At 66.0% G+C, this 24,115-nt stretch carries 30 protein-coding genes; 12 read left to right on the top strand and 18 right to left on the bottom strand.

What is annotated here, in order from left to right:
• Nucleotide 1: 1 nt before the first annotated feature.
• Nucleotides 2-775, bottom strand: coding sequence for a ZIP family metal transporter (locus tag LX70_RS09185; protein WP_105514356.1), 774 nt, complete (start codon nucleotides 773-775; stop codon nucleotides 2-4).
• 118 nt (nucleotides 776-893) lie between these two features.
• On the opposite strand from LX70_RS09185, the gene LX70_RS09180 reads away from it, so the two are divergent.
• Nucleotides 894-2,057, top strand: coding sequence for an alpha-hydroxy acid oxidase (locus tag LX70_RS09180; RefSeq protein WP_105514354.1), 1,164 nt, complete (start codon nucleotides 894-896; stop codon nucleotides 2,055-2,057).
• On the opposite strand, the gene LX70_RS09175 is transcribed toward LX70_RS09180, so the two are convergent.
• Nucleotides 2,048-3,205: an MFS transporter gene (locus LX70_RS09175; protein ID WP_105514352.1), complete on the bottom strand. Its 1,158-nt coding sequence runs from the start codon at nucleotides 3,203-3,205 to the stop codon at nucleotides 2,048-2,050. The genes LX70_RS09180 and LX70_RS09175 overlap by 10 nt on opposite strands.
• A gap of 200 nt (nucleotides 3,206-3,405) precedes the next feature.
• On the opposite strand from LX70_RS09175, the gene LX70_RS09170 reads away from it, so the two are divergent.
• Both LX70_RS09170 and LX70_RS09165 read left to right on the top strand, forming a co-directional pair.
• Nucleotides 3,406-4,038, top strand: coding sequence for a 50S ribosomal protein L25/general stress protein Ctc (locus LX70_RS09170; RefSeq protein WP_105514350.1), 633 nt, complete (start codon nucleotides 3,406-3,408; stop codon nucleotides 4,036-4,038).
• 182 nt (nucleotides 4,039-4,220) lie between these two features.
• The gene (locus tag LX70_RS09165) at nucleotides 4,221-4,469 is read left to right on the top strand and encodes a sulfurtransferase TusA family protein (RefSeq protein WP_105514348.1); all 249 of its coding nucleotides are present in this window, start codon (nucleotides 4,221-4,223) and stop codon (nucleotides 4,467-4,469) included.
• 42 nt (nucleotides 4,470-4,511) lie between these two features.
• Here the strand turns inward: LX70_RS09165 and mobA are convergent, their stop codons facing one another.
• On the bottom strand, nucleotides 4,512-5,138 hold the full coding sequence (mobA, locus tag LX70_RS09160) for a molybdenum cofactor guanylyltransferase MobA (protein ID WP_105514346.1): 627 nt from the start codon (nucleotides 5,136-5,138) through the stop codon (nucleotides 4,512-4,514).
• Nucleotides 5,128-5,586 carry a GNAT family acetyltransferase gene (locus tag LX70_RS09155; RefSeq protein ID WP_105514701.1) on the bottom strand — a complete coding sequence of 153 codons (459 nt, stop codon included), beginning with the start codon at nucleotides 5,584-5,586 and terminating at the stop codon, nucleotides 5,128-5,130. The genes mobA and LX70_RS09155 overlap by 11 nt, the downstream gene beginning before the upstream one ends.
• A gap of 81 nt (nucleotides 5,587-5,667) precedes the next feature.
• Here LX70_RS09155 and LX70_RS09150 point away from each other — a divergent pair, with 81 nt between their 5' ends.
• The 8 genes from LX70_RS09150 (at nucleotide 5,668) to LX70_RS09115 (ending at nucleotide 14,082) form a co-directional block, all read left to right on the top strand.
• On the top strand, nucleotides 5,668-6,168 hold the full coding sequence (locus LX70_RS09150) for a DUF2478 domain-containing protein (protein WP_105514344.1): 501 nt from the start codon (nucleotides 5,668-5,670) through the stop codon (nucleotides 6,166-6,168).
• A gap of 71 nt (nucleotides 6,169-6,239) precedes the next feature.
• Nucleotides 6,240-7,283, top strand: a complete 1,044-nt coding sequence (locus LX70_RS09145; protein ID WP_105514342.1) for an N-acetylneuraminate synthase family protein — start codon at nucleotides 6,240-6,242, stop codon at nucleotides 7,281-7,283.
• The gene (locus tag LX70_RS09140) at nucleotides 7,276-8,433 is read left to right on the top strand and encodes a capsular polysaccharide export protein, LipB/KpsS family (RefSeq protein ID WP_105514340.1); all 1,158 of its coding nucleotides are present in this window, start codon (nucleotides 7,276-7,278) and stop codon (nucleotides 8,431-8,433) included. Before LX70_RS09145 ends, LX70_RS09140 begins: the two co-directional genes overlap by 8 nt.
• A complete protein-coding gene (locus tag LX70_RS09135; RefSeq protein ID WP_170076163.1) occupies nucleotides 8,430-9,560 on the top strand; it encodes a rhamnan synthesis F family protein in 1,131 nt (376 codons plus the stop codon). Before LX70_RS09140 ends, LX70_RS09135 begins: the two co-directional genes overlap by 4 nt.
• A gap of 52 nt (nucleotides 9,561-9,612) precedes the next feature.
• Nucleotides 9,613-10,335, top strand: coding sequence for an FkbM family methyltransferase (locus tag LX70_RS09130; RefSeq protein ID WP_170076162.1), 723 nt, complete (start codon nucleotides 9,613-9,615; stop codon nucleotides 10,333-10,335).
• Between the two features lie 12 nt (nucleotides 10,336-10,347).
• Nucleotides 10,348-11,481: a UDP-N-acetylglucosamine 2-epimerase gene (gene neuC, locus LX70_RS09125; protein ID WP_105514335.1), complete on the top strand. Its 1,134-nt coding sequence runs from the start codon at nucleotides 10,348-10,350 to the stop codon at nucleotides 11,479-11,481.
• Nucleotides 11,478-12,752: a 3-deoxy-D-manno-octulosonic acid transferase gene (locus LX70_RS09120; protein WP_105514333.1), complete on the top strand. Its 1,275-nt coding sequence runs from the start codon at nucleotides 11,478-11,480 to the stop codon at nucleotides 12,750-12,752. Before neuC ends, LX70_RS09120 begins: the two co-directional genes overlap by 4 nt.
• Entirely contained in the window at nucleotides 12,745-14,082 is a 1,338-nt protein-coding gene (locus LX70_RS09115) for a 3-deoxy-D-manno-octulosonic acid transferase (protein ID WP_105514331.1), read from the top strand. Before LX70_RS09120 ends, LX70_RS09115 begins: the two co-directional genes overlap by 8 nt.
• Here LX70_RS09115 and LX70_RS09110 read toward each other — a convergent pair.
• Genes LX70_RS09110 through LX70_RS09100 form a run of 3 tightly spaced genes read right to left on the bottom strand, consistent with a single transcriptional unit; the run spans nucleotide 14,069 to nucleotide 16,486 of the window.
• On the bottom strand, nucleotides 14,069-14,860 hold the full coding sequence (locus tag LX70_RS09110; protein WP_105514329.1) for an SDR family NAD(P)-dependent oxidoreductase: 792 nt from the start codon (nucleotides 14,858-14,860) through the stop codon (nucleotides 14,069-14,071). The genes LX70_RS09115 and LX70_RS09110 overlap by 14 nt on opposite strands.
• Entirely contained in the window at nucleotides 14,853-15,560 is a 708-nt protein-coding gene (locus LX70_RS09105; RefSeq protein ID WP_105514327.1) for an acylneuraminate cytidylyltransferase family protein, read from the bottom strand. The genes LX70_RS09110 and LX70_RS09105 overlap by 8 nt, the downstream gene beginning before the upstream one ends.
• On the bottom strand, nucleotides 15,560-16,486 hold the full coding sequence (locus LX70_RS09100) for a Gfo/Idh/MocA family protein (protein ID WP_146111574.1): 927 nt from the start codon (nucleotides 16,484-16,486) through the stop codon (nucleotides 15,560-15,562). Before LX70_RS09100 ends, LX70_RS09105 begins: the two co-directional genes overlap by 1 nt.
• Before the next feature lie 337 nt (nucleotides 16,487-16,823).
• On the opposite strand from LX70_RS09100, the gene LX70_RS20730 reads away from it, so the two are divergent.
• Nucleotides 16,824-16,982, top strand: coding sequence for a hypothetical protein (locus LX70_RS20730; RefSeq protein ID WP_170076160.1), 159 nt, complete (start codon nucleotides 16,824-16,826; stop codon nucleotides 16,980-16,982).
• Nucleotides 16,983-16,995: 13 nt separating this feature from the next.
• Here LX70_RS20730 and LX70_RS09095 read toward each other — a convergent pair whose 3' ends face one another.
• From LX70_RS09095 to LX70_RS09050, 11 genes are all read right to left on the bottom strand, one after another.
• Complete coding sequence (locus LX70_RS09095) at nucleotides 16,996-17,805, bottom strand: division plane positioning ATPase MipZ (RefSeq protein WP_105514323.1); 810 nt, start codon at nucleotides 17,803-17,805, stop codon at nucleotides 16,996-16,998.
• Between the two features lie 105 nt (nucleotides 17,806-17,910).
• Nucleotides 17,911-18,132, bottom strand: coding sequence for a 50S ribosomal protein L31 (gene rpmE, locus LX70_RS09090; protein WP_105514321.1), 222 nt, complete (start codon nucleotides 18,130-18,132; stop codon nucleotides 17,911-17,913).
• 11 nt (nucleotides 18,133-18,143) lie between these two features.
• Nucleotides 18,144-18,518 (bottom strand): 50S ribosomal protein L19, encoded by a 375-nt coding sequence (gene rplS, locus LX70_RS09085; protein ID WP_105514320.1) that lies wholly within the window; start codon nucleotides 18,516-18,518, stop codon nucleotides 18,144-18,146.
• A gap of 282 nt (nucleotides 18,519-18,800) precedes the next feature.
• Nucleotides 18,801-19,529, bottom strand: a complete 729-nt coding sequence (gene trmD, locus LX70_RS09080; protein WP_105514318.1) for a tRNA (guanosine(37)-N1)-methyltransferase TrmD — start codon at nucleotides 19,527-19,529, stop codon at nucleotides 18,801-18,803.
• A gap of 68 nt (nucleotides 19,530-19,597) precedes the next feature.
• Nucleotides 19,598-20,107: a ribosome maturation factor RimM gene (gene rimM / locus LX70_RS09075; RefSeq protein WP_105514316.1), complete on the bottom strand. Its 510-nt coding sequence runs from the start codon at nucleotides 20,105-20,107 to the stop codon at nucleotides 19,598-19,600.
• Nucleotides 20,097-20,249, bottom strand: coding sequence for a hypothetical protein (locus LX70_RS20725; protein ID WP_170076159.1), 153 nt, complete (start codon nucleotides 20,247-20,249; stop codon nucleotides 20,097-20,099). Before LX70_RS20725 ends, rimM begins: the two co-directional genes overlap by 11 nt.
• 14 nt (nucleotides 20,250-20,263) lie before the next feature.
• A complete protein-coding gene (gene rpsP, locus LX70_RS09070) occupies nucleotides 20,264-20,668 on the bottom strand; it encodes a 30S ribosomal protein S16 (RefSeq protein WP_105514314.1) in 405 nt (134 codons plus the stop codon).
• A gap of 59 nt (nucleotides 20,669-20,727) precedes the next feature.
• Nucleotides 20,728-21,024: a chorismate mutase gene (locus tag LX70_RS09065; protein WP_105514313.1), complete on the bottom strand. Its 297-nt coding sequence runs from the start codon at nucleotides 21,022-21,024 to the stop codon at nucleotides 20,728-20,730.
• 130 nt (nucleotides 21,025-21,154) lie between these two features.
• On the bottom strand, nucleotides 21,155-21,664 hold the full coding sequence (locus LX70_RS09060) for a GNAT family N-acetyltransferase (protein ID WP_105514311.1): 510 nt from the start codon (nucleotides 21,662-21,664) through the stop codon (nucleotides 21,155-21,157).
• Nucleotides 21,665-21,740: 76 nt separating this feature from the next.
• Nucleotides 21,741-23,261, bottom strand: a complete 1,521-nt coding sequence (gene ffh, locus LX70_RS09055; RefSeq protein WP_105514309.1) for a signal recognition particle protein — start codon at nucleotides 23,259-23,261, stop codon at nucleotides 21,741-21,743.
• A gap of 229 nt (nucleotides 23,262-23,490) precedes the next feature.
• Nucleotides 23,491-24,081 carry an FMN-dependent NADH-azoreductase gene (locus LX70_RS09050; RefSeq protein WP_105514307.1) on the bottom strand — a complete coding sequence of 197 codons (591 nt, stop codon included), beginning with the start codon at nucleotides 24,079-24,081 and terminating at the stop codon, nucleotides 23,491-23,493.
• Between the last annotated feature and the right edge of the window lie 34 nt (nucleotides 24,082-24,115).

Genomic DNA, 24,115 nt, shown 5'->3' with positions numbered 1-24,115 from the left:
TTCAGCCCAGCGTCACGTCGAGGATCATCATCAGGATCAACCCGAAGATCAGCCCCGCCGTCGCGCGGTCCTGATGGCCGTTGCGATGCGTCTCGGGCAGGATCTCATGGCTGATGATGTATAGCATTGCGCCCGCGGCGAAGGTCAGCCCCCAGGGCAGAAGCGCGCCGGAAACGGACACCGCCGCGGCGCCGATCAGGCTGCCCACGGGTTCCACGACGCCGGTCAGCAGCGCGACCAGGAAGGCGCGGGGACGCGAATAGCCGCGCCCGACCAGCGCCACGGCGACGGCCAGCCCCTCGGGCATGTCCTGAAGCGAGATGCCGGTCATCACCGACAGCCCGTTTGAGAGATTGCCGCCGCCAAAAGAGACGCCGATCGACAGGCCCTCGGGGAAGTTGTGGATGGTGATGGCGATCACGAACAGCCAGATCCGCGCCATCGCCGCCGCTTCGGCTCCCTCGCGGCCCGAGGTGAAATGCTCATGCGGCAGCGCGCTGTTCAGCCAGGCGACGAAGCCCGCGCCAAGGGCGATGCCCAGCCCGGCGACCAGTGCCGCGGCGAGGAGAGAGCCATAAAGCCCCTCGGCCGCGTCGATACCCGGCAGGATCAGCGAGAAGTATGAGGCCGACAGCATGACCCCGGCGGCGAAGCCCAGCATCGTGTCCGAGGTCCGCTGCGACATGGTCCGCCCGATCAGGGCAGGTACCGCGCCAAGCGTCGTCGCCATGGCGGCCACGCATCCGCCCAGAAACCCCCACCAGATCGTATCCATGTGCCCCTCTTTCGCGGGCAGTCGATACTGCCCGTGCGGGCAGCGCAAGTGCGAAAGCGCATTGCGATGGCGGTGGTGAATTGGTAAGTAAAAATGACCAATGAACGGAGATCCCGCCATGCCCGTCATCACCTGTATCGAGGATCTGAAGCGCATCTACCGCCGCCGGGTTCCGAAGATGTTTTACGATTATGCCGAAACGGGAAGCTGGACCGAGCAGACCTTCCGCGAAAACTCCTCGGATTTCGCGCAGATCCGGCTGCGGCAACGGATCGCCGTCGACATGACCGGGCGCGGCACGCGCTCGGCGATGATCGGACAGGACGTGGCGATGCCGGTCGCGCTGGCGCCGGTGGGGCTGACCGGCATGCAAAGCGCGGATGGGGAGATCAAGGCAGCACGCGCGGCCGAGAAGTTCGGCGTACCTTTCACGCTGTCCACCATGTCGATCTGCTCGATCGAGGATGTGGCCGCGCATGTGACGAAACCCTTCTGGTTTCAGATCTACACGCTGAACGACGACGATTTTAACCGCCGCATTCTCGACCGGGCGCGGGCGGCGGGCTGTTCGGCCCTTGTCATCACCGTCGATCTTCAGATCCTTGGCCAGCGTCACAAGGATATCAAGAACGGCATGTCCGCGCCGCCGAAATTCACCCTGCCGGTCCTGATGGACCTTGCGACCAAATGGGGCTGGGGGATCGAGATGCTTCAGACCAAGCGCCGTTTCTTCGGCAATATCGTCGGCCATGTCGAGGGGATCAGCGATCCTTCCTCGCTTTCCGCCTGGACGGCGGAAAAGTTCGACCCGGCGCTGAACTGGGACAAGATCAAGAAGCTGATGGACATGTGGGGCGGCAAGGTGATCCTGAAGGGCATCCTTGACCCCGAGGATGCGGAAAAGGCCGCAAGCGCCGGGGCCGACGCCATCGTGGTGTCGAACCACGGCGGGCGGCAGCTGGACGGTGCGCTGTCCTCGATCCGCATGCTGCCGCAGATCGCCGCAGCGGTGGGGGGCGGGACCGAGGTCTGGATGGATGGCGGTATCCGGTCGGGCCAGGACGTGCTGAAGGCGCTGGCACTGGGGGCAAAGGGCGTGATGATCGGCCGTGCCTTCGTCTATGGTCTGGGCGCGATGGGCGAGGCGGGCGTGACCCGCGCGCTTGAGGTGATCCAGAAGGAACTGGAAACCTCCATGGCTCTCTCAGGCGAGACGCAGGTCTCCGGCCTTGGCCGTCACAACGTCCTTGTGCCGAACGGCTTCCTTGACGGTTACAGCTGACGCCCGCCTGCCCGCGCCTTCATCAGAAGGACAAGCGGCACGATCGCGGCCAGCATGACCGCGACGGTGACGAAGACCACCCGCAGCCCCTCGGTCTGCGCGATCAGGCCCATCAGCGAAGGGCCAAGGAAAAAGCCCGTGAAGCCGACCATCCAGGCGCGCGAGATCGCCAGCGAACGCTGATCGGGACGGACGAGCTTGCCAAGGATCGAGTTCGCCGAAGGCACCGTGACGGCAACCCCCAGACCCAGCAGGCCGACGCCAAGGACCGCAATCGCGGGCGTCGGGGCAAGGGCGATGACGGCGGCGCCCAGAACGCCCACGACGGCGGACCACATGACCAGCCCCGCCTCACCCAGACGGCGCGCGGCGACCTGACCGGCCAGCCGCCCGAAGCCCATCGTCAGGCCAAGGGCGACGGGGCCGAACCCGCCATGCCCCGCTGCGCCGCCCAGCGTGCGCTCGATATGCAGCGCCGACCATGTCTCCGTCGTGTTCTCGCTGACGAAGGAGATGAAGAGGATCGCGGCGGTCATGGCGATCGGTCCCCAGGGATTGCGGATATCCGACCCTTCGGGGGCGGCCTCATCGGGCTGCCAGTCACGCCGCTGACGCATCGGCGGCACCAGCACCAGCGCGACGGCGGCCAGAAGCGCGAAGGCGGCAGGCGCCGACAGCCCCGCGCTGCGCAGCAGGCTCGCCACCAGCGCCGAGCCCGCGAAGGCGAAGGAAAACATCGCGTGGGAGAAGTTCATCAGGTGGCGGTCGAACCGCGCCTCCATCACCGACAGGCGCATGTTGGCCCCGATGTCGAGAAGCGAGACGCTGGCCCCCACCAGGGCCATGGCGACGCCAAAGCCTGCGATCCCGCGCGCGGCCACCGGATAGGCGAAGGCCAAGACCAGCAAAAGCCCCGCCACCCAAAGCCCGTTCGCCCCCAGGCGCGCCATGATCCGTGGCGCCAGCGCCATCGCGGTGATACCGCCCACGGCCGACATCATCATCGCAAGGCCGAAGGCCGCGTCCGGCGCCTCGATCCCGGCCTTGATCGCGGGGACATAGGCCGAAAACCCGCCCCAGAAGACCCCGACGGCGGCAAGGGCCGCATTCGGGGCGCGCGCGATCCGTGCGGCCTCGGCAAAAGACATGGTGTTCCTGCTCGTCTGGTTCTGTCGCGGTTCAAGCGCTAACACAGGGCCTCGCCGGGGGGGAGTCACGAAATGCGACCGTTCGCGACAGCCGCGCGCGGGGCAGAATCCGCTTTCCTTTCGGATCAAAGCGCCGTATAGCCCGCGCCTCATGGGCATGCACCCTTGGAGGATGCCCTTAAACATCTATGGAGAGACCAATGGCTGGTAAGATCCCTGATCTTGTCGCCGAGGTACGGACGGGGACAGGCAAGGGGGCCGCTCGTCAAGCTCGTCGTGAGGGCTACGTACCCGGCATCGTTTATGGCGGTGGGGAAGACCCGCTCGCGATCAACGTGAACTACTACGCGCTTCTGAAAAAGCTGAAGGCAGGCCGCTTCCTGTCCACGCTCTTCAACCTCAAGGTCGAAGGCAAGGACGATGTCCGCGTCATCTGCCGTGGCGTTCAGCGCGACGTCGTGAAGGACCTTCCGACGCATCTCGACCTGATGCGGCTGAAGCGGACCTCGCGCATCAACCTCTTCATCCACGTTACCTTCGAGAATCACGAGAAGGCACCGGGGCTGAAGAAGGGCGGTACGCTTGTGATCGTGCGCCCGGAGGTGGAACTGGAAGTGACCGCGGGCGACATCCCCGATCACATCACCGTCGACCTGACCGGCCGTGAAATCGGTGACGTCATCCACATCGGCGATATCGAGCTGCCGAAGGGCGCCACGCCGACCATCAAGCGTAACTTCGTCATCGCCAACCTTGCGGCCCCGTCGGGCCTGCGGTCGGCCGAGGCCGAGGACGGCGCGGAAGAAGCCGAAGGCGAGGCCGAGGAAGAGTGATCTTCCGGGCGATGCCAGAGACAGGGGGCGGAACCGCAGGGTTCCGCCCTTTTAGTTTGTGGCCATGGGCCTAGGCGCCTGAAGCATTTCGGGTTTACCCTGACTCAGAATTCGAACTTATTTCGTTCGAATTCTGATACTTACTTTCTTAACGAAAACCCGAAACGCTATAGGGAAACGTCATGGAGTTTGATGAGGATATCGACGCGCGCGGGCTGATCTGCCCGCTGCCGGTGCTGAGGGCGCGCAAGCGCCTGCTGGCGATGGCGCCGGGCAGGGTTCTGCGGCTTCGCGCCACCGATCCCGCCGCCGTGGTCGATGTCCCGCATTTCTGCCGCGAGGCGGGGCATCAGTTCCTTACCGACACGCCGGATGGTGCCGGGATGGCCTATTTCATCCGGCGCGGTGACGGCCCGGCGGGTGAGGGTTGATCGGAAGCGCGTGGTCGGGGGGACCATCGGTCAAGGACGTCTTCAAAGCCCGGCGCCAAGCCGTTCTGCCTCGGCAAGATCCTCGGGCGTGTTGATGTTGAAGAACGGATCGAAGGGCGTGGCGCCAAACTCCGCGACCGTCGCCCCCTGCGCCTCGGCCCAGAGCATCACCTTCCGCTCCCCTGTGTTCAGCGCCGCCCGCAGCGGCCCGCGCAAGCGCACCGGCCAGAGGCCGAAGGTCGGGTGCCGCCGCATCCGGCCGGTGTCGTCGGCGCTGGCGGCGATGGCAAGGCCGGACGGCCCCGCCGCCCGTCGCAGGCGGTCGGCAAGGTCGGCGGGCAGGAACGGCGTGTCCACGGCGGCGGTCACGACACAACCGGCCCCCAGCGCCGCCGCCCAGTCCATCGCGGCAAGGATACCGGCCAGCGGTCCGGGCTGCCCCGCGACGCTGTCGGACAGCACCGGCAACTGGGTAAAGGCAAAGCGTCCGGCCTCTCCGCCCGCGTTGATGGCCAGCGGCGCGCATTGCCGCCCCAGCCGGTCGATCAGATGCGCGATCATTGGCCGCCCGGCAAGGCGCAGGAACGCCTTGTCCGCCCCGCCCATCCGCGTACCGCGCCCGCCCGCAAGGATCACGGCGGGCAGGATGCCACCCGGATCAGTGGACATCGGGATTGTCGCGAAAGGCCTTCTCGCGCGCCGGGTCGAGCCATTTCTGAAGCACCTTCACCGCGCTCTCCTCATAGCCAAGCGCGTCATAGAAGGACAGGACCGGCGCGTTGGAGTTGCGGACCAGCAATTGCAGCTTCGTATGGCCGCTGGCCCGCGCCCATTCCTCTGCCGCGGCCATCGCGCGCCGCCCCCAGCCCTGACCGCGCAAGCCGGGATCGGCGCAAAGGTAATAGACCCAGGCGCGGTGGCCGCCATCCTCGACCGCGACGCTTGCCACCGCGCGCCCGTCCCGTAGCGCCACCAGCAGGGCGGATTTCGGATTGGCGCGGATCGCCGCGATGTCCGCCTCTGGCGGGTTCCATGGCCGCGTCATGCCCGCGCGCTGCCAAAGGTCCAGCACGGCGGGAATGTCGTCATCGGTCGCGGGGCGGAAATCAGCGGTCATCGTCACCTCATGCGGCCCCGTCTTTCAAGGCCCGCGGCGATCCTGTATGGCTCTGCCCGAAGGTTCAAGCGGAAGCGGGCGATGTTCGGATATGTGACGGCCGAGGCGACACGCGGCGGCATCGACCGGCTTCTGGCCGAGGTGGCCGAAACCCTTGCGGCCGAGGGCTGGGCGCTGGCCGGTGCGGTGCAGGTGAACGCAGGCAGGTGCGATACCGGCGATTGCGACATGGACCTGCGGCTTCTCGACGGGTCCGGCACGATCCGCATCAGCCAGACGCTTGGCCGCGGAGCGAATGGCTGCAAGCTTGACACCGCCGGGCTGGAAGAGGCGGCGGGGCGCGTGGCGGTCGCGCTCGGGCAGCGGCCCCGGCTTCTCATCGTCAACAAGTTCGGTCGGCAAGAGGCCGAGGGACGCGGTTTCCGCCCGCTGATCGCCGAGGCGCTGGGCGCGGGCATCCCCGTCCTGACCGGCGTCAGCCATGACCACCGGGCGGCGTTCGCCGCCTTCGCCGAAGACCTCGCCACCGCCTTGCCCGCCGATGCCGCCGCGATCCTCAACTGGTGTCGCGCGCCCGCCTGACCCTGGCCTGTTCAACGCAGGGCAGAGCGTGTAAGCACGGCAAAAGACACCGTCCCACCCGTGAGAGCCCCATGAAGATCGCCCACCGCGAGATCGGCCCCGCCCATCCACCCCTTGTGATCGCCGAGATCGGCATCAACCATGGCGGCGATCTTGCCGTCGCGAAGGACATGGTGCGCCTTGCCGCCGGGGCGGGGTGTGAGATGATCAAGCATCAGACCCATATCCTTGAAGACGAGATGACGGATGAGGCGAAGTCGATCTTCCCGCCCAATGCCGATGTCTCGATCTGGGACGTGATGGCCGCCTGCGCCCTGTCGCAGGAGGATGAGGCAGAGCTGAAACGCTATACCGAATCCCTGGGCATGATCTGGATTTCCACGCCGTTTTCCCGCGCGGCGGCCGATTTTCTGGAAGAACTGGACATGCCAGCCTACAAGATCGGCTCGGGCGAGGCGGACAATCTGCCGCTGATCCGTCACATCGCGCGAAAGGGCAAGCCGGTGATTATGTCGACCGGGATGCAGACCATCGAGACGATCCGCGCCAGCGTCGCGATCCTGGATGAGGCGGGCGTGGACTACGCGCTGCTGGAATGCACCAATCTTTACCCCAGCCCGGCCGAGATCGTGTCGCTGAAGGGCGTGACGGAGCTGCGCAACGCCTTCCCCCGCGCCGTCGTCGGGTTTTCGGACCATTCCATCGGGCCGGAAATGGCGCTGGCCTCGGTCGCGCTGGGCGCCTCGATCCTGGAACGGCACTACACCGACACGCGCTATCGCAAGGGGCCGGATATCATCAATTCCATGGACCCGGCGGAACTGCGGTTCCTCATCGACCGTTCGAAGGAAATCTGGATCGCCGCGAACAACCCCAAGCAACGGACCGAGGCCGAGGAACCCGTCTACCGCTTCGCCCGCGCCTCGGTCGTTGCCGACCGCGACCTGCCCGAAGGCCATGTGATCGAAGAAGCCGACATCTGGGCGCGTCGCCCCGGTTCAGGAGAGATCGCGGGCTATGACTTCGACAAGGTCGTGGGCAAGCGGCTGACACGGGCGGTGACGCGGAACACGCAGTTGAAATGGGGGGATTTGGAGGGCGGTGCCAATGGCTGAGGCGCTCCGCTTCTTCTGCCTTGATCCGCGCAAGGCAAAGCGCGCGACGGTCGAAAGGACGCTTTCGCCGCTGGGGCAGTTCCGCTGGCTGAAGGTGCCGCCGATGCGGGTCAGGGGATATCCCGAAACACGCGACCGTGCTGCCGCGGCCTTCGAAACCGCTACGAAGAAGCCCGCCGAAGGTGCCAAAGCTGCGGCCAAGCGGGTTCTTCTGCGGCTGCAATACAACGGCGCCCGCGCGCTGTTCGAGGCCAATCGCGATGCCGTCGCGGTGGCGTGGAACGGCCTGAACGGCAGCCGAAGGGTCTATATGGACGGCGCCCGCGATGCCGGCGCCCGCACACTATATTTCGAACTCTGTCCGTTTCCCGGCCGCGTAACGGTGGACCCTTGCGGCGTAAACTTCCAGAACGGCCTGCCGCGTGATGGGGCCTTCTATCTGGACTGGGCGAAAGACAACGGGGCCGAAAGCTGGCGAACGGTGCGCGAAACGATCCGCGCCCGTACCCGCGCTATCCCGCGCGAGGAGACTGCGGGCGACCGGCCTTTGACCGAGCCTTTCGTCTTTGTCCCGCTTCAGGTTCCGGGCGACAGTCAGCTTCGCCTTTTCGGCGGCGCCTTCCGCACTGTCGAGGCGGTGATCGAGGCGATGGCAGAGGCGGCGAAACGTCTCCCCGACGGCTGGCACCTCAGGCTTAAGGAACACCCGACCTCGCCGGTGGCGTTCGGGGATTTGATCGACCGCCTCAAGCACCCAAAACTTGTCCTCGACAATGCCACGGACACCTTCGCCCAGGTTGCCGCCTCGCGTGCGGTGGTAACGGTGAATTCCTCCGTGGGCCTCGAGGCGATGTTTTACGAAAAGCCTGTCGTCGCGCTGGGCCAGTGTTTCTGGGCGATCCCCGGCATTGCCGGGTACTGCCCGACGCCCGAAGCGCTCTCATCCGCGCTTTCGGACCCCGGGGCGCTGTCCTTCGATCCCGCTGCCCGCGCCGCGTTCCTGAGCTTTCTGGCGGATGCCTACTATCCGATGTTGAACCGCGACGCGGCGGACGGCACGCTGCACCCGGACGAGGCCGCCAAGGTCACCGCCCGCCTCCACGGCCCCGATCCGCGCGGGTTGTGGGCCTGCACGGAGGCCCTGTCGTGATCCCGGCCTGGAAACTCCGTCGCGAGATCGGGCGGTTGCGCCAGCACTTCTGGGCTTTGTCGGGCCTGGCCTACGAACCGATCCTCAAGCTGCGCCACGACCGCTGGCGCCGGGCCTTGCCGCAACCCGAGGATGGCGGCGTGCCGCTGGGGCCGAAGGTGGCGGTCTTTCTGCTTTACCAGCCGAGGGGTATCGCGCGCTCAGTGTTGATCACGCTGCGACATCTGGTTGATAATGGCTATACCCCGCTTATCATTTCCAATGCGCCGCTCTCGGCTGTTGATCGCGATACGCTGCATCCCCTGGTCTGGCGGATGATCGAACGGCCGAATTTCGGCTATGACTTTGGCGGCTATCGCGACGGTATCCTGCTGCTGGACCAATGGGGGGTGCGGCCTGAACGGCTTCTGGTTCTCAATGACAGTATCTGGCTTCCGCTTGCGCCCGGATCGACGCTGATCACCCGGATGGAAACGGCAAGCGGCGACGTGATCGGGACAATCCTCCACCCGGACAAGGAACGCCGCAGGGTGGTCAAGTCTGTTCGTCGCGGCTTCGTGGAATCCTATCTCTATGCCATCGACGGCGCGGCGATGCAGAGCCCGGTATTCAAGTCTTACTGGCAGCGCTACCGCGTCTCCAGCAACAAGTTCAACGCCGTTAGGCTGGGCGAACGCGGCTTTTCGAAGGCCATGCGCAAGGGGGGGCTGCGGGTCGTTGGCCTCTTCTCTGCCGATACGCTTGTCGAAGCGCTGGACCGGGCGGATGATGACACCCTGTCCCTGACGCTTAAATACGGTGTCTATACTGAAGATGACCTTGCCGCCCAAGGGGCGGCCCTTCGCGCCCGCACCCCGGATGAAACGTGGCGGCGCGAGGTGCTTGCCCATGTGCGGCGGACGACGACACGGCGCAGGTTCAACGCCTCTTTCCCCTATCCGTCACTCTCCCTGCTCGGTATGGACTTTATGAAACGTTCGACAGGCCCTACCGGCGCCGGGGCGCAATCGCTTCACGTCCAAATGCGGATGCGCTATCTCGACGCCGTTGCGGCAGGAGACCTCCCCCCGCCATATAAGGACGTGCTGGACGAGATCAGGGCCTCGATCCCGGGGAATGGTGCTTGACGCGGACAAGGGGAAAAGGGACGACCCCGCCAGAGGATTGGAGCCAACGATAATGAATAAGCTGATCGCCCGCATAATGTACTACACGCGCTTTTTGCGGTCTTCGCTGCCGTTCTACGGCATCAGGGTTCCCTTTGACGGGTTCCATCTGGGCCGGACGACCTGGACAACGTTCAAGTTCGTATACCGCGGCGATTACGAGGGACCCGAAGTGAACGCCCTTCTGGGTCTTGTCCGCAAGGGCGACAGGCTGCTTGAGCTAGGGGGCGGTCTTGGCATCGTCTCGGGTGTTGCCGCAAATGCCGCGGATAACGCGCATCTTCTGATCTTCGAGGCCAACCCGGCGCTGATTCCCCACATCAAGACGCTGCACAAGCTCAATGGCCTGACCAATACGGAAATCCGCAACCAACTCGTGTTTCCGAAGGCTGATGCGCAGGGCCGCTCCTTCTTCGTTCACAACAGTTTTGGCGCCAGTTCCGTCGTCGAACACAAGAAAGTGGCTGGCACGGTCGAAGTTCCCGTCGTCGCCTTCCCCGACGTTGTGGCCGAGTTCCGTCCCGACATTCTTATCTGTGACATCGAGGGGGCCGAAGCGGAACTGTTCGACGGCATCGACCTGTCGGGCTTCCGTGCTGCGGTGATTGAGGTTCATCCCTCGCTCGTCTCCCCCGAGAAGATCAAGCGGCTGTTCGAGACCTGCCTGTCCGCGGGCCTGTCTCCGCGTGTGGATCTGTTCGGGGGGACGGTCGTCGCATTCGAGCGACAGGAATAAAGAGCTGGCTCCATGACCCGCTCCCTCCTCTTCGTGACCGGCACCCGTGCTGATTTCGGCAAGATCGAACCCCTGGCGATCGCGGCCCGTGATGCGGGCTATGGCGTGGGCTTCTTCGTCACCGGGATGCATATGCTCGACCGCTACGGGCTGACCAAGAATGAGGTTCACCGGGTCGAAGGTGTGCGGGTCCACGAATTCCTCAACCAGCGCGCGGGCGATCCGCAGGACATTGTGCTGGCCAAGACCGTGACCGGCTTTTCCGACTATGTCGCCGAACACCGCCCCGACCTCGTCGTCGTCCATGGCGACCGGGTCGAGGCGCTGGCGACCGCGCTGGTGGCGGCGACGAATTACATCCGTTCCGCCCATATCGAGGGGGGGGAGGTCTCCGGCACCATTGACGAGGTCTTTCGCCACTGCAACACCAAGCTCGCCAGCCACCATTTCGTGTCCTCCGAGGCCGCGGCCGACCGGGTGCGGACATTGGGGGAGCCGTCGGAGCGTATCCATGTCATCGGCTCGCCCGAGCTGGACTTTCACGCCGCGCCCTCGGGTGTCGGCATCGACGCGGTCCGCGCGCGCTATGACATTCCCTTCGCGGATTACGGCGTCTGCGTCTTTCATCCCGTGACCTCCGAGGCCGAGACGATGGGCCGGCAGGCGGCGGCGCTTTTTGATGCGCTCGATGCCTCGGGGCGCAATTTCGTGGTCATCGCGCCGAACAACGATCCCGGATCAGCGGCGGTGTTCAAGGCGCTCGACGCGCTGCCCTCGGACCGCTTCCGGGTGCTGCCCTCGATGCGGTTTTCGCATTTCTCCGAACTGATGAAGAACGCCAAGGCGATGGTCGGCAATTCCTCGGCCGGGGTGCGGGAGGCGCCGTTCCTGGGCATCCCCTCGCTTGACATCGGCACCCGGCAGACCAACCGCTCTGACGCGCCCTCGATCACTTCGGCTACGGCCGACGACGCGGCGACCATCGCGCGGTTTTTGCGTGACGACTGGGGCCGCAGCTTCCCCCGCCATGAAGCCTTTGGCGCGGGCCGCGCGGCGGCGCGGTTCGTGGAGGTGTTGAACGATCCCGCCTTCTGGGACGGGACGCTTCAGAAGAAATTCCACGACCACAACCGGGACGGCGCATGAGCGCACCGACCGGCATGGCCCTTCGGGTCTATGGCTGGGCGGCGCGGGGCCTTGGGCTGATCGCGCCCATGGTGCTGAGGCGACGGCTGGCACGCGGCAAGGAGGACCCAACGCGCTGGCGCGAGAAGCTGGCGGAAACGGGGCTGGCGCGGCCCACGGGGCCGCTCGTCTGGCTCCACGCCGTGGGGCTGGGGGAGGTCATGGCGCTGCGCGGGCTGATCGCCGAGATGGCCGGGCTGCGGCCGGATCTGCATTTCCTCATCACCTCTACCGCGCGTTCCTCGGCCGAAGTCGTGGCCGCGAACCTGCCGCCCCGGACGGTGCATCAATTCCTGCCCGTCGATGCGCCGCGTTTTGTCGGCGCCTTTCTTGACCACTGGCGGCCCGATCTGTCGGTCTGGTCGGAACAGGACCTGTGGCCCAATTTCGTGCGGGCGATCCATGACCGGGGCATCCCTCTGGCGCTGGTCAATGCGCGGATGAATGATCGGGCGGGCCGGTCGCGGGCGCGGGCGGGGCGGCTTTACGCCGATCTCTACGCCCGCTTTTCCCTGATCGCGGCGCAGGATGAGGGCAGCGCACAGGCGTTGGAGGCGCTGGGCGCGCCGGGGCCGGTATTGCGGCACCGTTCGCTGAAAGTCGCGGCGCCGCCGCTGGCTGCCGATCCGCAGGCGCTCGCGGCGCTTGAGGCGGCGCTGGGCGCGCGCGCGCGCTGGTGTCTGGCCTCCTCCCACCCCGAGGATGAGGGGGTGGCGTTCAAGGCCCTTGCCGCCCTGCGACGGGCGGGGGACGGCGCGCTCCTCATCCTCGCGCCGCGCCGGGTTGAGCGGGGGGCAGAGATTGCCGATGCCGCCGGGCGCGCGGGGTTCAGTGTCGCGCAACGCGCCACCGGCGCGGGGCCGGAGGGGGTGGATGTCTATATCGCCGACACCTTCGGCGAGATGGGGCTATGGTACAGGCTTTGCGACCGGGTGCTGATGGGCGGCACCTTCGGGCCGGTAGAGGGGCATAACCCATGGGAACCGGCGCGGCTGGGGGCGGCGGTGTTGCACGGCCCGCGCGTGGCGAATTTCGCGGCGGATTACGCGGTGCTGGACGCGGCGGATGCGGCGCGCCCGGTGCAGGATGCTGACGGCGTCGTGGCGGAACTGTCCGGCGATCTGGCCCCCGTCGCGGCGCGCGCCGGGGCGTTGGCTAAGGAGGGCGCCGCCGACATCGCCGATCTTGCCGACAGGCTCGTCGCACTGTTGGGGGAGGGGGCGCATGGCTGATCCTGCCTTCCCGTCGCCGCGGTTGCGGATCGCGCTTTGGGCCTATCGCGCGCTTTGGTGGATCGGGCTGCCCTTCGTGCTGCTCTACCTGCGCAAGCGCGGCCGCAAGGATGCCGACTACACCCGCCACCTGTCCGAACGCTTCGGCCGCCACACGCCGATGGCGGGCGATCCGCCGGTCTGGGTCCATGCCGTCTCGCTGGGCGAAATGCGGTCCGCCGCGCCGCTGGTGCGGGCGTTCCTTGAGGGCGGCGCGCATGTCGTCCTGACCCATTTCACCCCCGCCGGGCGGCGCGAGGCGGAAAAGGTCTTCGCCCCGGAGATCGCCGCCGGAACGGTTCGCACCGTCTGGGTGCCGTTCGAATTCGGCTTTGCCTGGCGGCGTTTCTTCCGCGCCTTCCGCCCGTTCTTCGGTCTGGTGATGGAGATCGAGATCTGGCCCGCGATGATCATGGAATGCCGCAAGGCGGGCGTGCCGCTTTTCATGTGCAACGCGCAGTATCCGTCGAAATCCTATGCGCGGGACCGGCAGGGCCTTGGCCTTCGCGCCGAGCTGATGCGCGGTTTCGCCGGGGCGCTGGTGAAATCGAATCTTCAGCGCGACCGCTTCGCCTCGGTGGGTGTCGCGCCCATCGCGGTGACGGGTGAGACGCGCTTTGATCAGCCGATCCCGCCCGCGCTTCTGGCGGCGGCACCGGCCGCGCGCGCCGCACTTGCCGCCGACAGGCCGGTGGTAACGCTGGCCAGCGTGGTGGAGGGGGAGGATGACCTTTACCTTGACGCCATCGAACGCAGCCTTGCCGCCCATGACGCCGCCGGTCTGCCGCGCCCGGTCTTCGTCTATGTCCCCCGCGCGCCCGAACGCTTCGCCACGGTCGCAGGGCTTCTTTCAACGCGCGGGCTGCCCTTCGCGCGGCGCAGCGCGATGTTCGGCACCGATCTGGCTGTGACGCAGGCGGCGCCCGCCGACATCCTTCTGGGCGACAGTCTGGGGGAGATGTATTTCTACCTCGCCCTGGCCGACCGGGTGATCGTCGGCGGCGGCTTTACCCCCCACGGCGCGCATAACATCATCGAGCCGCTGGCGGTGAAAAAGCCCGTTATCGTCGGGCCGGACATTCACACCATCGAATATCCGGCGGTCGAGGCGATCGCCGCCGGTGTCTGCCTGCATGTGCAGACCCCCGCCGAACTGGATGCGGCCCTTGCCCCCGGCGCGGGTTTCGCGCCGACCGATGCGCAGATCGCCGCCTTCTTCGCGGCCCATGCCGGGGCGACGGAACGGACGCTGGCGGCGATTCCAAAGCTTCTGGCCGCTACCAGCCGCTGAACCCGCCGTCGACGTTCACAAGCTGGCCGGTCATATAGCCCGCTTCCTTCGAGCAAAGAAACAGCATCACGTCCGCAATCTCATCCGGCGCGCCCATCCGGCCGGCCATGATAAGCTCCCCCACCCGGCGCTGGAATTCGTCAGAATGGCCGTTGAAGACGGCGCCCGGCGCGATGGTGTTGACCGTCGCCTGCCGCTTGGCCCAGTACCCCGCCAGCCACAGCGTCAGCCCGTGAATGCCCGCCTTGGTCGTCGAATAGGCCGAGAAGCTCTTGAACGGCATCCCTTCGTAGATCTGGTGATGCGGGCCATTGAGCGCGTACATAGACGCCACGTTGATCAGCGCCGCCGGGTAGCGCCCGACGATGTCGCGGTCCATCTGGCGGGCGATCATGAAGGCGCCGGTCAGGTTGGTGCGCAGCGTCTTTTCCCAGTCCGCGACCGAGGTATTGGCGAAGTCGGGAAAGCTCTTGCCCGCGCCCATCAGAAGCTCGCCCGTGATGGCGGCGTTGTTCAGGACGACGTTCGGTTCCCACCCGTCCGCCATGATGCGCTTGAAGATACCCTCCACCTGCGCCTCGTCGCCGACGTCGAGGTCGTAGAAACGAAAGTTCCCGTTCCCCTCATGCGCGGCCTTCAGCGCGTCCGCCCGATGCCCCGGCAGGTCCGAGGACACCACCCGCGCCCCCGCCGTCAGCATCCGGCGCACATAGGTGGACCCCAGCACACCGCCCGAGCCGGTGATGAAGACGGTGCGGCCTTTCAATTGCTCAGACATGGGCCTGACCTTTCAGCTTTTCGGACATGAGGAATTCCACCAGACGGAAGTCGAACTCGCTGTCGATATCGACGCAGCGCTCCGGGTCCATCAGGTAGGGGATGACGCGGCCTTCATAAAGGCCCTTCGCGCGGCGCAGGTAGCCGGTCGCCACGACATAGGTCGATGCCGCATGTTCATAGACCACCGGGGCCTGCTGACGCGCGACGACGCCGCCGGGCAGGGGTTTGGAGACATGAAGCGCACCGGTTTCATCCGGTTCCACCAGGTTGAAATAGGGGTTCTTGCGTGCCTCGCAGCAGGACATCACCATGTCCGGGCGCTGATCGTGGAAAAGCGCCAGCGCCCTTGTGATGTCCTCTGGGTCGCGCAGCGGTGATGTCGCGTCGAGGTCAAGGAAGGCCCCGGCCTTGCCCGCCAGCGCCTCGGCCGCGTCAAGCGCGTGCTGCCAGACGCCCCATTTCCCGGCGCTGTCGGTCGCCAGATGGGCCGGGCGCAACCCGATGTCGAGACAGCCGCGCTTGACGGCATGGGCCAGGATTTCCTCGCTGTCGGTGGAAACGACGACGGTATCGACCTCTGGGTGGTCCAGAAGCTGATCGAGCGACCAGTCGATCAGCGGGCGGCCGCAGAGCGGGCGGAAGTTCTTGCCCGGAACGCCCTTCGATCCCTTGCGCACACCGATATGGCCGATGATCATCAGTAATCCCCCGCGATGGTGCCGGTGAAATGCCGGGCCTCATAGGCTTCTACGATCCTGCGGGCCGACGGCAAGGCCAGATCGAAGCGCGGCAGGTGTTCAACGTCCGACACGGTTTCCCCCGCGATCAGGGCAAGGAAATCGGCCATCGCCGCCAGAAACATCGCATTGCGTTCGAAGGGCAGGGACAGCTGTTCCCACACCCCATGCGTCGCGATCAGGTAGTTTTCGGCGTGAAGATCGAATTCGACCGTATGCGTGGTGCCGCGCAGGTTCAGCCGACGCAGGAAGGCGGGGGAGAGATAGTCCATCGACACGGTCGCGGCGGCATTACCCCCGGACAGCGCGATCTCATCGGAAAAATCGACGCCGGGATAGCGATCATGCCCAAGGCTCGTCACGCTGTCGGGCGTCAGGGCCGGGAACAGCGTGACCGCCATGTCAAGCTCATGACACAGGTCCAGAAGAACGCCGCCGCCGCCCGACCGGGCCGCGTAGCTGTCGGCGAAGTTCCAGTTCTCGCGCCACTGCCGGACGTCATGGCCGATCTCGAACCGGGCGCGGTAGATGTCGGACAGGTCCATACGGGCAAGGTACCGGAAGGCCGGGTGATAGCGCATCATATAGCCGATCATCGACCGTTCGGCGACCGTGGCGGCGGCGGCCTCGATCGCGGCCAGTTCGGCGCGGTCATGGCTGAGCGGCTTTTCGACGTAGAAGGGCAGGCCGCGCGCCGCCGCAAGTTCGATCAATGGGCGGCGGATCTGGGTGGCGGTGGCGACGACCACACCGTCGCAACCCTCAAGCTGGCTGCCGTCTGGCCGGAACTCCCGATAAGGGATCAGGACCGCCTTTGCCCCCAGCGTTTCCAGATTGCCGTGGTGGCGGCGCCCGATCGAGCCCGCGCCGATCACTGCGATTCGCATGGTTTTCGCCCTCTCCCCGCGTTGAGGTCCCGTCTTCGTGTCGGCCAGCGGGGCGGGAAATGCAAGCCGGGGCCTGGCCCATGGTCGACCGGTTGGGGGTCGGGGGGGCGTGACAAAATAAGGCCCGGATTCGCGCTCCGATTGTGTTTTACCCGTGACGTTGTACCCGATGGCAGCCGGATCACGGCGCTTTCGCCCTATTGTTGCGGTCACCCGGAACAATAACCCCTTCAACCGCCGCGATAAATCCCGTGTATTTCCGCTTCCGCGCCACGTTTTCGCCACCCCGCATCAGCATCTTTGATCCAACGACAACGATCACCACGGGACGGAAGACATGAAACTCGCAGAAAAGATCATCAGCCAGTTCTCTCGCACCAAGTCGGACAAGCCCGACGCGTTCGAAAAGCGTCTGTCCAACCTCGGCAAGGAAGCGCAGCGCCGCAAGCGCATGGTCGCCCCCTCGCTCTTCGTGCGTCACGCGCAGGCTATCTGAGGCCGCCTTGGCCTCAGAAGTTGACGGTGACGCCGGGCAGGTGAAGCTCCTTCATCAGGTCCCGGACCTCCTGACGCGCGGCGACGTTCGAGATGTTGAGGTTTTCGACCCCGACATCCTTCAGATCCAGAAGCGTCAGGCCGCGGGGAAACAGCTCGCGGAAGATCACCCGCTCTGAAAAACCGGGCGCGACGCGGAACCCGATCCGCTTCGACAGCTGCTCAAGCGCCGCGCCGACCTTCCGCTTGTTGTGCATCTGCTGCGCGCCAAGGCGGTTTCTCACCACGATCCAGTCGATGGGCTTCAGCCCGGCCCGCGCGCGCAACTGCCGCGCATGCCAGACCATTTCCGAATAGATCGACGGGCCGATGACGCGGCTGGTATCGGGATCGACCCGCGCCAGCAGGTCGAAGTCGATGAAACTGTCATTCAGCGGCGTGATGAGTGTATCGGCCAGCGAATGCGCCACCTGGCTTAGCCGCGTATGCGAACCGGGGCAGTCGATGATGATGAAGTCTGCCTCATGCTCAAGCGTCGCGACGGCGGCCGACAGGCGGTGGTCAAAGGCGTTCTCCCCCTCGGCCAGCGTGGACTGGTCCACCTCCGGCAGGTCGCGGTAATCGGCCAGCGGCAGGTCGATGCCTTCCTTGCGGATGAAGGCGCGGCGGTTCTCGATATAGCGCCCGAAACTGCGCTGCCGAAGGTCGAGATCCAGCGCACCGACCTTGTGGCCCATCCGCGCAAGGGCCGTCGCCACATGCATGCAGGTGGTGGATTTCCCCGAACCGCCCTTTTCGTTCCCCACGACGATGATATGTGCCACGCGACTGTCCCCGACTTTTTCCGGCCTGCCGGAATCAAAAGGCGCGCTGTTTCCAGCGCGCCCCTACTATATGTTGTGCGCTTCGACTTGCAAAGCGCGGCAGGCTCAGAATCCGAGGCCCGCGTACTTGTTCTTGAACTTCGACACGCGGCCGCCGGTATCCATCAGCTTGGCATTGCCGCCGGTCCAGGCCGGATGCGCCAGCGGGTCGATGTCGAGCGACATGGTGTCGCCTTCCTTGCCCCAGGTCGAACGGGTCTGATAGATCGTCCCGTCGGTCATCTTGACCGAGATCGTGTGGTATTCGGGATGGATGTCTTTTTTCATGGTCCCGCTCCTCAGGCTTCGGCCTTGGGTTTGTAGTTGGTGACTTCCGCGATCCGGGCGGATTTGCCGCGACGGCTGCGCAGGTAGTAAAGCTTGGCGCGGCGGACACGGCCGCGGCGCACGACCTCGATCGAGTCGATGTTGGTCGCGTAAAGCGGGAAGACGCGTTCGACGCCCTCACCGAAGGAAATCTTGCGGACGGTGAACGAGGCCGCGATGCCGCCGCCCTTGCGGGAGATGCAGACGCCTTCGTACATCTGGACGCGCGAGCGCGTGCCTTCCGTCACCTTGTAGCCGACACGGACCGTGTCGCCCGCCTTGAAGTCCGGGATGGACTTGCCGAGAGCGGCGATCTGCTCGGCCTCCAGTTGCGCGATCAGGTTCATCGCGTGATCCTTTCCAGTTGCTCGCGGTGGGTCCGCGATGGTGTTCGCGCCTCAGAGCTCCGCGTCTTCATCGGGTCCGCATGCCGCGCCCGCCGGAGGTTCAGGTCATCGTTCCTTTTCATGCCGCCCTGTGGCCGACCTTGCCGAAGAAAGCGAAGGGCATGGGCCAACGGACAACAGCCCGGACGACTCGTCAAAGCCCCGGACGGGCGGGGTATAGTTGTGGTGGAGGGGTGGGTCAAGGGCCGGGAGGCCTATGTAGGATGGGCAATATTGCCCATCCTACGGCCCACGCCGTTTTGCCCACAAATCCGGCCGCCTCTCCCGCGTCAGCCGTTCCGCTTCCGTCCGCCGCCATTTCTCCACCTCGGCGTGATTGCCGGAGGTGAGGACGGATGGGATCTCCCGTCCCTCCCAGACTGCCGGTCTTGTATACTGCGGATGCTCCAGAAGGCCGTGGGAATGGCTTTCTTCCTCGGTGGAAGAGGCATTGCCAAGGACGCCGGGCAAAAGCCGCACCGTGGCGTCTATCATCGCCTGCGCGGCGATCTCGCCGCCGGTCAGGACGAAGTCGCCAAGGCTCACCTCCTCGATCGCGTAATGGTCCAGCACGCGCTGGTCCACACCCTCGAACCTTCCGCAAAGCAGCGTGATGCCCTCGGCCGCGGCCCAGCGGCGGGCCATGGCCTGGTCGAAGGGCTTTCCCCGCGGCGACAGGTAGACGACCGGCCAGGCGGCGCGGTCGGGGGGCGTGCCGATGGCGGCCTGATCGAGCGCGGCGGCCACGACATCGGCGCGCAGCACCATGCCCGCGCCGCCACCGGCGGGCGTGTCATCGACGTTGCGATGCTTGCCGATGCCGAAGGGCCGCAGGTCGATGGTTTCCAGCGACCAAAGCCCCTGATCCAGCGCCTTGCCGGTAAGGGAAAGGCCGAGCGTGCCGGGAAACGCCTCGGGGAACAACGTGACGATCCGCGCGGCCCAGGCGCCCTTGACCCGCTGCGGCGCCATCAGGTCACGCGGCTGAGCCGAGACAGACACCCGCAAACGTCCGTGGGACTTGGGTTTTTCCTCCCCGCTCACGCCTCGGATTCCTCCGGTGGGTCGGCGACGATGCGGCCTGCGGTCAGGTCCACGGTCGGAACGATCGCGCGGGTGAAGGGCAGCAGAAGCGCGGTCTTGCGGCCGGGCGCGTAGATCTCAAGAATATCGCCCGCGCCGTGATTGAAGATCGCGCGGACGGTGCCGAGCCTTGCGCCGCCGGTGTCGAAAACCTCAAGCCCGATCAGGTCGGCGTGGTAGAATTCGTCGTCCGGCAGGTTCGGCAGCATCGCCCGGTCGGCGTAAAGGTTGACGTTGCGCAGCGCGTCGGCCTCTTCCTTGGTCGCGATGCCAGAGAGCCGCGCGGCGAAGCCGTTCGGGATGGTGCGGGTGATGCGGACGGTGAAGCTGCGGCTGCCATCCTCGGTATAAAGCGGCGCATAGGCCGCGATCGCCTCGGGCTGGGCGCAGAAGCTTTTCAGCCGCACCTCGCCGCGCACGCCGAAGGCGCCGCCAATGGCGCCGACGCAGACCCGGTCAGTTGCCATCGGTGGTCCCCCCGCAATCGGCCGCCACCGGGGCGGCGGCCGGGTTTGCCGTGAACAGCCGGTCGGTCTTGATCCCCAGCCAGAACGATCCCGCACACAGCGTGACGGTGACGATCCGGCGCAGGAAGAAGCCGACCAGCATGTGTTTTCAAAGCCTTATTCGGAGGCCGCTTCTTCGGCAGCGGGCGCTTCCTCGGCTGGGGCGGCAGCGGCTTCGCTGGCCTGGGCCGATTTCGCGGCCTTTTCCTCGGCCCGCTTCTTGGCCTTGTCGCCCGGCTCGGCCTTCTTCATGTTGGCGCGCGTGGCCTTCTCGCGGACGCCGGCGGCCTCAAGCATGCGGGCGATGCGGTCGGTCGGCTGGGCGCCCTGGGAAAGCCAGTATTGCACGCGCTCCATGTTCATCTTGACGCGATCCTCGCTGTCTTTCGGCAAGAGCGGGTTGTAGGTGCCGAGCTTTTCGATGAAGCGGCCGTCGCGCGGCATGCGCGAGTCGGAGGCGACGATCGAATAATGCGGGCGCTTCTTGGAACCCCCACGGGCGAGACGGATCTTCATAGCCATGTCAGTTTCTCCTATTTATGGCTGCGTAGGATGGGCAATATTGCCCATCCTACGGCGTTTCATTTTTGCAGTTTCTCGTGATGCCTGATGACTTCGCTGATGACGAAGTTCAGGAATTTCCTGGCGAATTCGGGGTCGAGATCGGCCTCATCCGAAAGCTTTTCCAGACGCTCGATCTGGCTTGCCTCACGCGCCGGGTCGGAGGGCGGAAGATCGTGTTCGGCCTTGAGCCGGCCGACCGCCTGGGTGTGCTTGAACCGTTCGGCAAGCGTGAAGACGAGGATGGCGTCGAGGCGGTCGATCGACTCCCGGTGGCCCTTGAGAAGGGCCGCGGCGCGGGTCGTTGCGTCAGTCATTCGGACCTCCTGAAACCGTAGGGGATGCGTCGGGTTCGCGTAGGGTATCTGTAGCGACATGCCACCGACCGGCGGGCTGCGGCGGGGGCGGTGCCGTTTGAGTATTTGGGCAACGAAGAAGCCGGGACGATCATGCCAGCGCCCTCAGGTCATGCAGGATCACCACGTCGCCTTCGTCGAGGCCGGGGCGGTTGGAATGGACGCCGCCGAGGCGGCGGGCCAGCGCGATGGAGCGGGTGTTGGCGGGGGCGATGATGTTGATGATGTGGTCCCAGCCGAAACGCGCGCGCGCCCAGCGCATGACGGCCAGCGCGGCCTCGGCCGCATAACCCTTGCCCTCTGCCTCCGGCGTCACGAACCAGCCGAGTTCGGGTTCGGGGAAGCCGACGGGGTTGTAGATCCCGACCTCGCCCAGATAGGCGGCGGTCTTGCGATCCTCGACCGAGAAGGGGCCGTAGCCCAGAAGCGGCCATTGGCCGACCTCGGAGGCCCAGATCCGCCAGGCCATCGCGCGGTTCACCGGCCCGTCCTCATGCGCGGCGCGGGGGCTGGCATAGAAGGCGGCGCGGTGTTCGAAATCCTCAAGCCGGGGCATGCGCAGGCGCAGCCGGTCGGTCATCAGATCGGGGGCGCGGCCCATGCCCGCTGCCGCACGATCCGCGGGTGCGGGATCGTGCTTATTGCGGGCGATTCTGGACCAGGGTGACCGCATGCGGCTACTTCTTCTTCCCGAAGCCGCCAAGACCCGAAAGCCCGCCGGGAAGGTTCATGCCGCCAAGGCCGCCAAGGCCCGGCAGCTTGCCGCCCGCGCCAAGGCTTTCCTGCATGCCCTTGGACATGGCTTCCAGTTCGGCGGGCGACATCTTCGACGGGTCGGGCATGCCACCCTTGCCGAACATGCCCTTCATGGCCTGTTTCAGCATTCCGCCTTTGCCCATCTTGCCCATCTTCTTCATCATGTCCGCCATCTGGCGGTGCATCTTGAGAAGCTTGTTGAGATCGGACACCTCAAGCCCCGCGCCCGCCGCGATGCGTTTCTTGCGGCTGGCTTGCAGCAGGTCGGGGTTGGCGCGTTCCTTCTTGGTCATCGAGTTGATGAGGGCGATCTGGCGGCGCAGGACGCCGTCGTCGAAACCGGCCTCTTCGGCCTGCTTCTGCATCTTGCCCATGCCGGGCATCATGCCCATCAGCCCCTGCATGCCGCCCATCTTCAGCATCTGCTCAAGCTGGGATTTCAGGTCGTTCATGTTGAAGAGGCCCTTCTGGAACCGCTTCATCATGCGCTCGGCCTGCTCCATCTCGAGCGTTTCCTGGGCCTTTTCGACCAGCGCCACGATGTCGCCCATGCCGAGAATGCGGCCCGCGACGCGGGAGGCCTCGAACGTCTCAAGCGCGTCCATCTTCTCGCCCAGGCCGACGAAGCGGATCGGCTTGCCGGTGACGGCGCGCATGGAAAGCGCAGCACCGCCGCGCCCGTCGCCGTCCATCCGGGTCAGCACGACGCCGGTGATGCCGACCTTGCCGTCGAATTCGGTGGCGACGTTCACGGCGTCCTGACCCGTCAGGCCATCGACGACCAGAAGCGTTTCGCGCGGGCTGGCGACATCGCGGACCGCCTGCACCTCATCCATCAGGACTTCGTCGATATGGAGGCGCCCGGCGGTGTCGAGCATGTAGACGTCGTAACCGCCCAGCGTCGCCTGCTGCTTCGCGCGTTTCGCGATCTGGACGGCGCTTTCGCCCTTCACGATCGGCAGGGTATCGACGCCGATCTGGGTGCCGAGGATGGCAAGCTGTTCCATCGCCGCCGGGCGGTTGGTGTCGAGCGAGGCCATGAGGACGCGCTTTTTCTCGCGCTCCTTCAGGCGGCGGGCGAGCTTGGCGGTGGTGGTGGTCTTGCCCGAGCCCTGGAGGCCGACCATCAGGATCGGCGCGGGCGGGTTGTCGATCTTCAGCGTGCCGGGGTCGGTGTCGCCGGAAAGGACCTTGACCAGCTCGTCATGGACGATCTTCACGACCTGCTGGCCGGGCGTGACAGAGCGGGTGACGGCCTGGCCGGTGGCCTTGGTTTCGACCGCCTTCACGAAGTCGCGCGCGACGGGGAGGGAGACGTCGGCCTCAAGAAGCGCCACGCGCACCTCGCGCAGCGCGACGCGCACATCGTCTTCGGACAGGGCGCCCTGCTTCGTCAGCCGGTCGAAGACGCCGCCAAGGCGTTCTGACAGGGTTTCGAACATCGCAGGCCCTCCTTGGCCGGTTACCTTTGCCCGCAAGATAGTCAGCGGACGTCCAAACGACAAACGCACCCGTGGGCGCAACGCGCTGACGGATGGCGATCCCGGCTGGGGCGCCGGGACCGGAAGCTGTGACACCTCCGGGAATCCGGGGTCGTTTAGGGGAGAGGGCCGCGCGAGTCAAGCGCGGGCGGGGAAGGGGCGGCCCCGGCGGGCGGGGCCGCGCCGGGGGTCAGGCGGCCAGCGCGTCGATCTGCGCCTCGGCCTTTTGCAGCGTTTCTTCGGGGCCGAAGACCATCTGGTCGGCGGCAATGAAATCCACGTCCGTGATGCCGAAGAAGCCGAGCATGTGGCGGATATAGCCCGAGGCGAAGTCGATCTCGGACCCGATCTTTGTGCCGTCGGAGGACAGCGCGACGATGGCGCGCTTGCCTTTCAGAAGGCCCTCCGGCCCGGCTTCGGTATACTGGAACGTCTCCCCCTTGCGGGCGAGGTGGTCGATCCAGCCCTTCAACGGCGCGGGGACGCCGAAATTGTAGACCGGCAGCGCGATGACGAGCGTGTCGGCGGCGCGCACCTCGGCAAGAAGCGCGTCGGAATAGGCGGCGCGGTCGGCCTGCTCGGGGGTCCGGGTCCCGGCCGGGGTGAAGACGGCACCCATCCAGGCGCCGTCGATATGCGGGACGCCGGTGGAAAGGTCGCGCAGCGTGACGGTGGCGTCGGGATCGGCGGCGGTGAGGCGGGCGATGATACGGTCGGTCAGCTTGCGCGAGACCGAAGCCTCGCCCTTGATGGAGCTTTCGACGCGGAGGATGTTGGTCATGTCAGGGGTCCTTGCGGGGAGTGGTTGCGTTTCG

Source organism: Albidovulum denitrificans, from assembly GCF_002973535.1.
Lineage (GTDB): Bacteria > Pseudomonadota > Alphaproteobacteria > Rhodobacterales > Rhodobacteraceae > Albidovulum > Albidovulum denitrificans.
Note: the sequence above shows the minus strand (reverse complement) of the source record. Positions and strands in the feature narration are given on the sequence as shown.

Bases quoted from the DNA above. Each gene is read 5' to 3' on its own strand.
- LX70_RS09185 (WP_105514356.1), bottom strand. From the start codon at position 775: ATGGATACGATCTGGTGGGGGTTTCTGGGCGGATGCGTGGCCGCCATG.
- LX70_RS09180 (WP_105514354.1), top strand. From the start codon at position 894: ATGCCCGTCATCACCTGTATCGAGGATCTGAAGCGCATCTACCGCCGC.
- LX70_RS09175 (WP_105514352.1), bottom strand. From the start codon at position 3,205: ATGTCTTTTGCCGAGGCCGCACGGATCGCGCGCGCCCCGAATGCGGCC.
- LX70_RS09170 (WP_105514350.1), top strand. From the start codon at position 3,406: ATGGCTGGTAAGATCCCTGATCTTGTCGCCGAGGTACGGACGGGGACA.
- LX70_RS09165 (WP_105514348.1), top strand. From the start codon at position 4,221: ATGGAGTTTGATGAGGATATCGACGCGCGCGGGCTGATCTGCCCGCTG.
- mobA (WP_105514346.1), bottom strand. From the start codon at position 5,138: ATGTCCACTGATCCGGGTGGCATCCTGCCCGCCGTGATCCTTGCGGGC.
- LX70_RS09155 (WP_105514701.1), bottom strand. From the start codon at position 5,586: ATGACCGCTGATTTCCGCCCCGCGACCGATGACGACATTCCCGCCGTG.
- LX70_RS09150 (WP_105514344.1), top strand. From the start codon at position 5,668: ATGTTCGGATATGTGACGGCCGAGGCGACACGCGGCGGCATCGACCGG.
- LX70_RS09145 (WP_105514342.1), top strand. From the start codon at position 6,240: ATGAAGATCGCCCACCGCGAGATCGGCCCCGCCCATCCACCCCTTGTG.
- LX70_RS09140 (WP_105514340.1), top strand. From the start codon at position 7,276: ATGGCTGAGGCGCTCCGCTTCTTCTGCCTTGATCCGCGCAAGGCAAAG.
- LX70_RS09130 (WP_170076162.1), top strand. From the start codon at position 9,613: ATGAATAAGCTGATCGCCCGCATAATGTACTACACGCGCTTTTTGCGG.
- neuC (WP_105514335.1), top strand. From the start codon at position 10,348: ATGACCCGCTCCCTCCTCTTCGTGACCGGCACCCGTGCTGATTTCGGC.
- LX70_RS09120 (WP_105514333.1), top strand. From the start codon at position 11,478: ATGAGCGCACCGACCGGCATGGCCCTTCGGGTCTATGGCTGGGCGGCG.
- LX70_RS09115 (WP_105514331.1), top strand. From the start codon at position 12,745: ATGGCTGATCCTGCCTTCCCGTCGCCGCGGTTGCGGATCGCGCTTTGG.
- LX70_RS09110 (WP_105514329.1), bottom strand. From the start codon at position 14,860: ATGTCTGAGCAATTGAAAGGCCGCACCGTCTTCATCACCGGCTCGGGC.
- LX70_RS09105 (WP_105514327.1), bottom strand. From the start codon at position 15,560: ATGATCATCGGCCATATCGGTGTGCGCAAGGGATCGAAGGGCGTTCCG.
- LX70_RS09100 (WP_146111574.1), bottom strand. From the start codon at position 16,486: ATGCGAATCGCAGTGATCGGCGCGGGCTCGATCGGGCGCCGCCACCAC.
- LX70_RS20730 (WP_170076160.1), top strand. From the start codon at position 16,824: ATGAAACTCGCAGAAAAGATCATCAGCCAGTTCTCTCGCACCAAGTCG.
- rpmE (WP_105514321.1), bottom strand. From the start codon at position 18,132: ATGAAAAAAGACATCCATCCCGAATACCACACGATCTCGGTCAAGATG.
- rplS (WP_105514320.1), bottom strand. From the start codon at position 18,518: ATGAACCTGATCGCGCAACTGGAGGCCGAGCAGATCGCCGCTCTCGGC.
- trmD (WP_105514318.1), bottom strand. From the start codon at position 19,529: ATGGCGCCGCAGCGGGTCAAGGGCGCCTGGGCCGCGCGGATCGTCACG.
- rimM (WP_105514316.1), bottom strand. From the start codon at position 20,107: ATGGCAACTGACCGGGTCTGCGTCGGCGCCATTGGCGGCGCCTTCGGC.
- LX70_RS20725 (WP_170076159.1), bottom strand. From the start codon at position 20,249: ATGCTGGTCGGCTTCTTCCTGCGCCGGATCGTCACCGTCACGCTGTGT.
- rpsP (WP_105514314.1), bottom strand. From the start codon at position 20,668: ATGGCTATGAAGATCCGTCTCGCCCGTGGGGGTTCCAAGAAGCGCCCG.
- LX70_RS09065 (WP_105514313.1), bottom strand. From the start codon at position 21,024: ATGACTGACGCAACGACCCGCGCCGCGGCCCTTCTCAAGGGCCACCGG.
- LX70_RS09060 (WP_105514311.1), bottom strand. From the start codon at position 21,664: ATGGGCCGCGCCCCCGATCTGATGACCGACCGGCTGCGCCTGCGCATG.
- ffh (WP_105514309.1), bottom strand. From the start codon at position 23,261: ATGTTCGAAACCCTGTCAGAACGCCTTGGCGGCGTCTTCGACCGGCTG.
- LX70_RS09050 (WP_105514307.1), bottom strand. From the start codon at position 24,081: ATGACCAACATCCTCCGCGTCGAAAGCTCCATCAAGGGCGAGGCTTCG.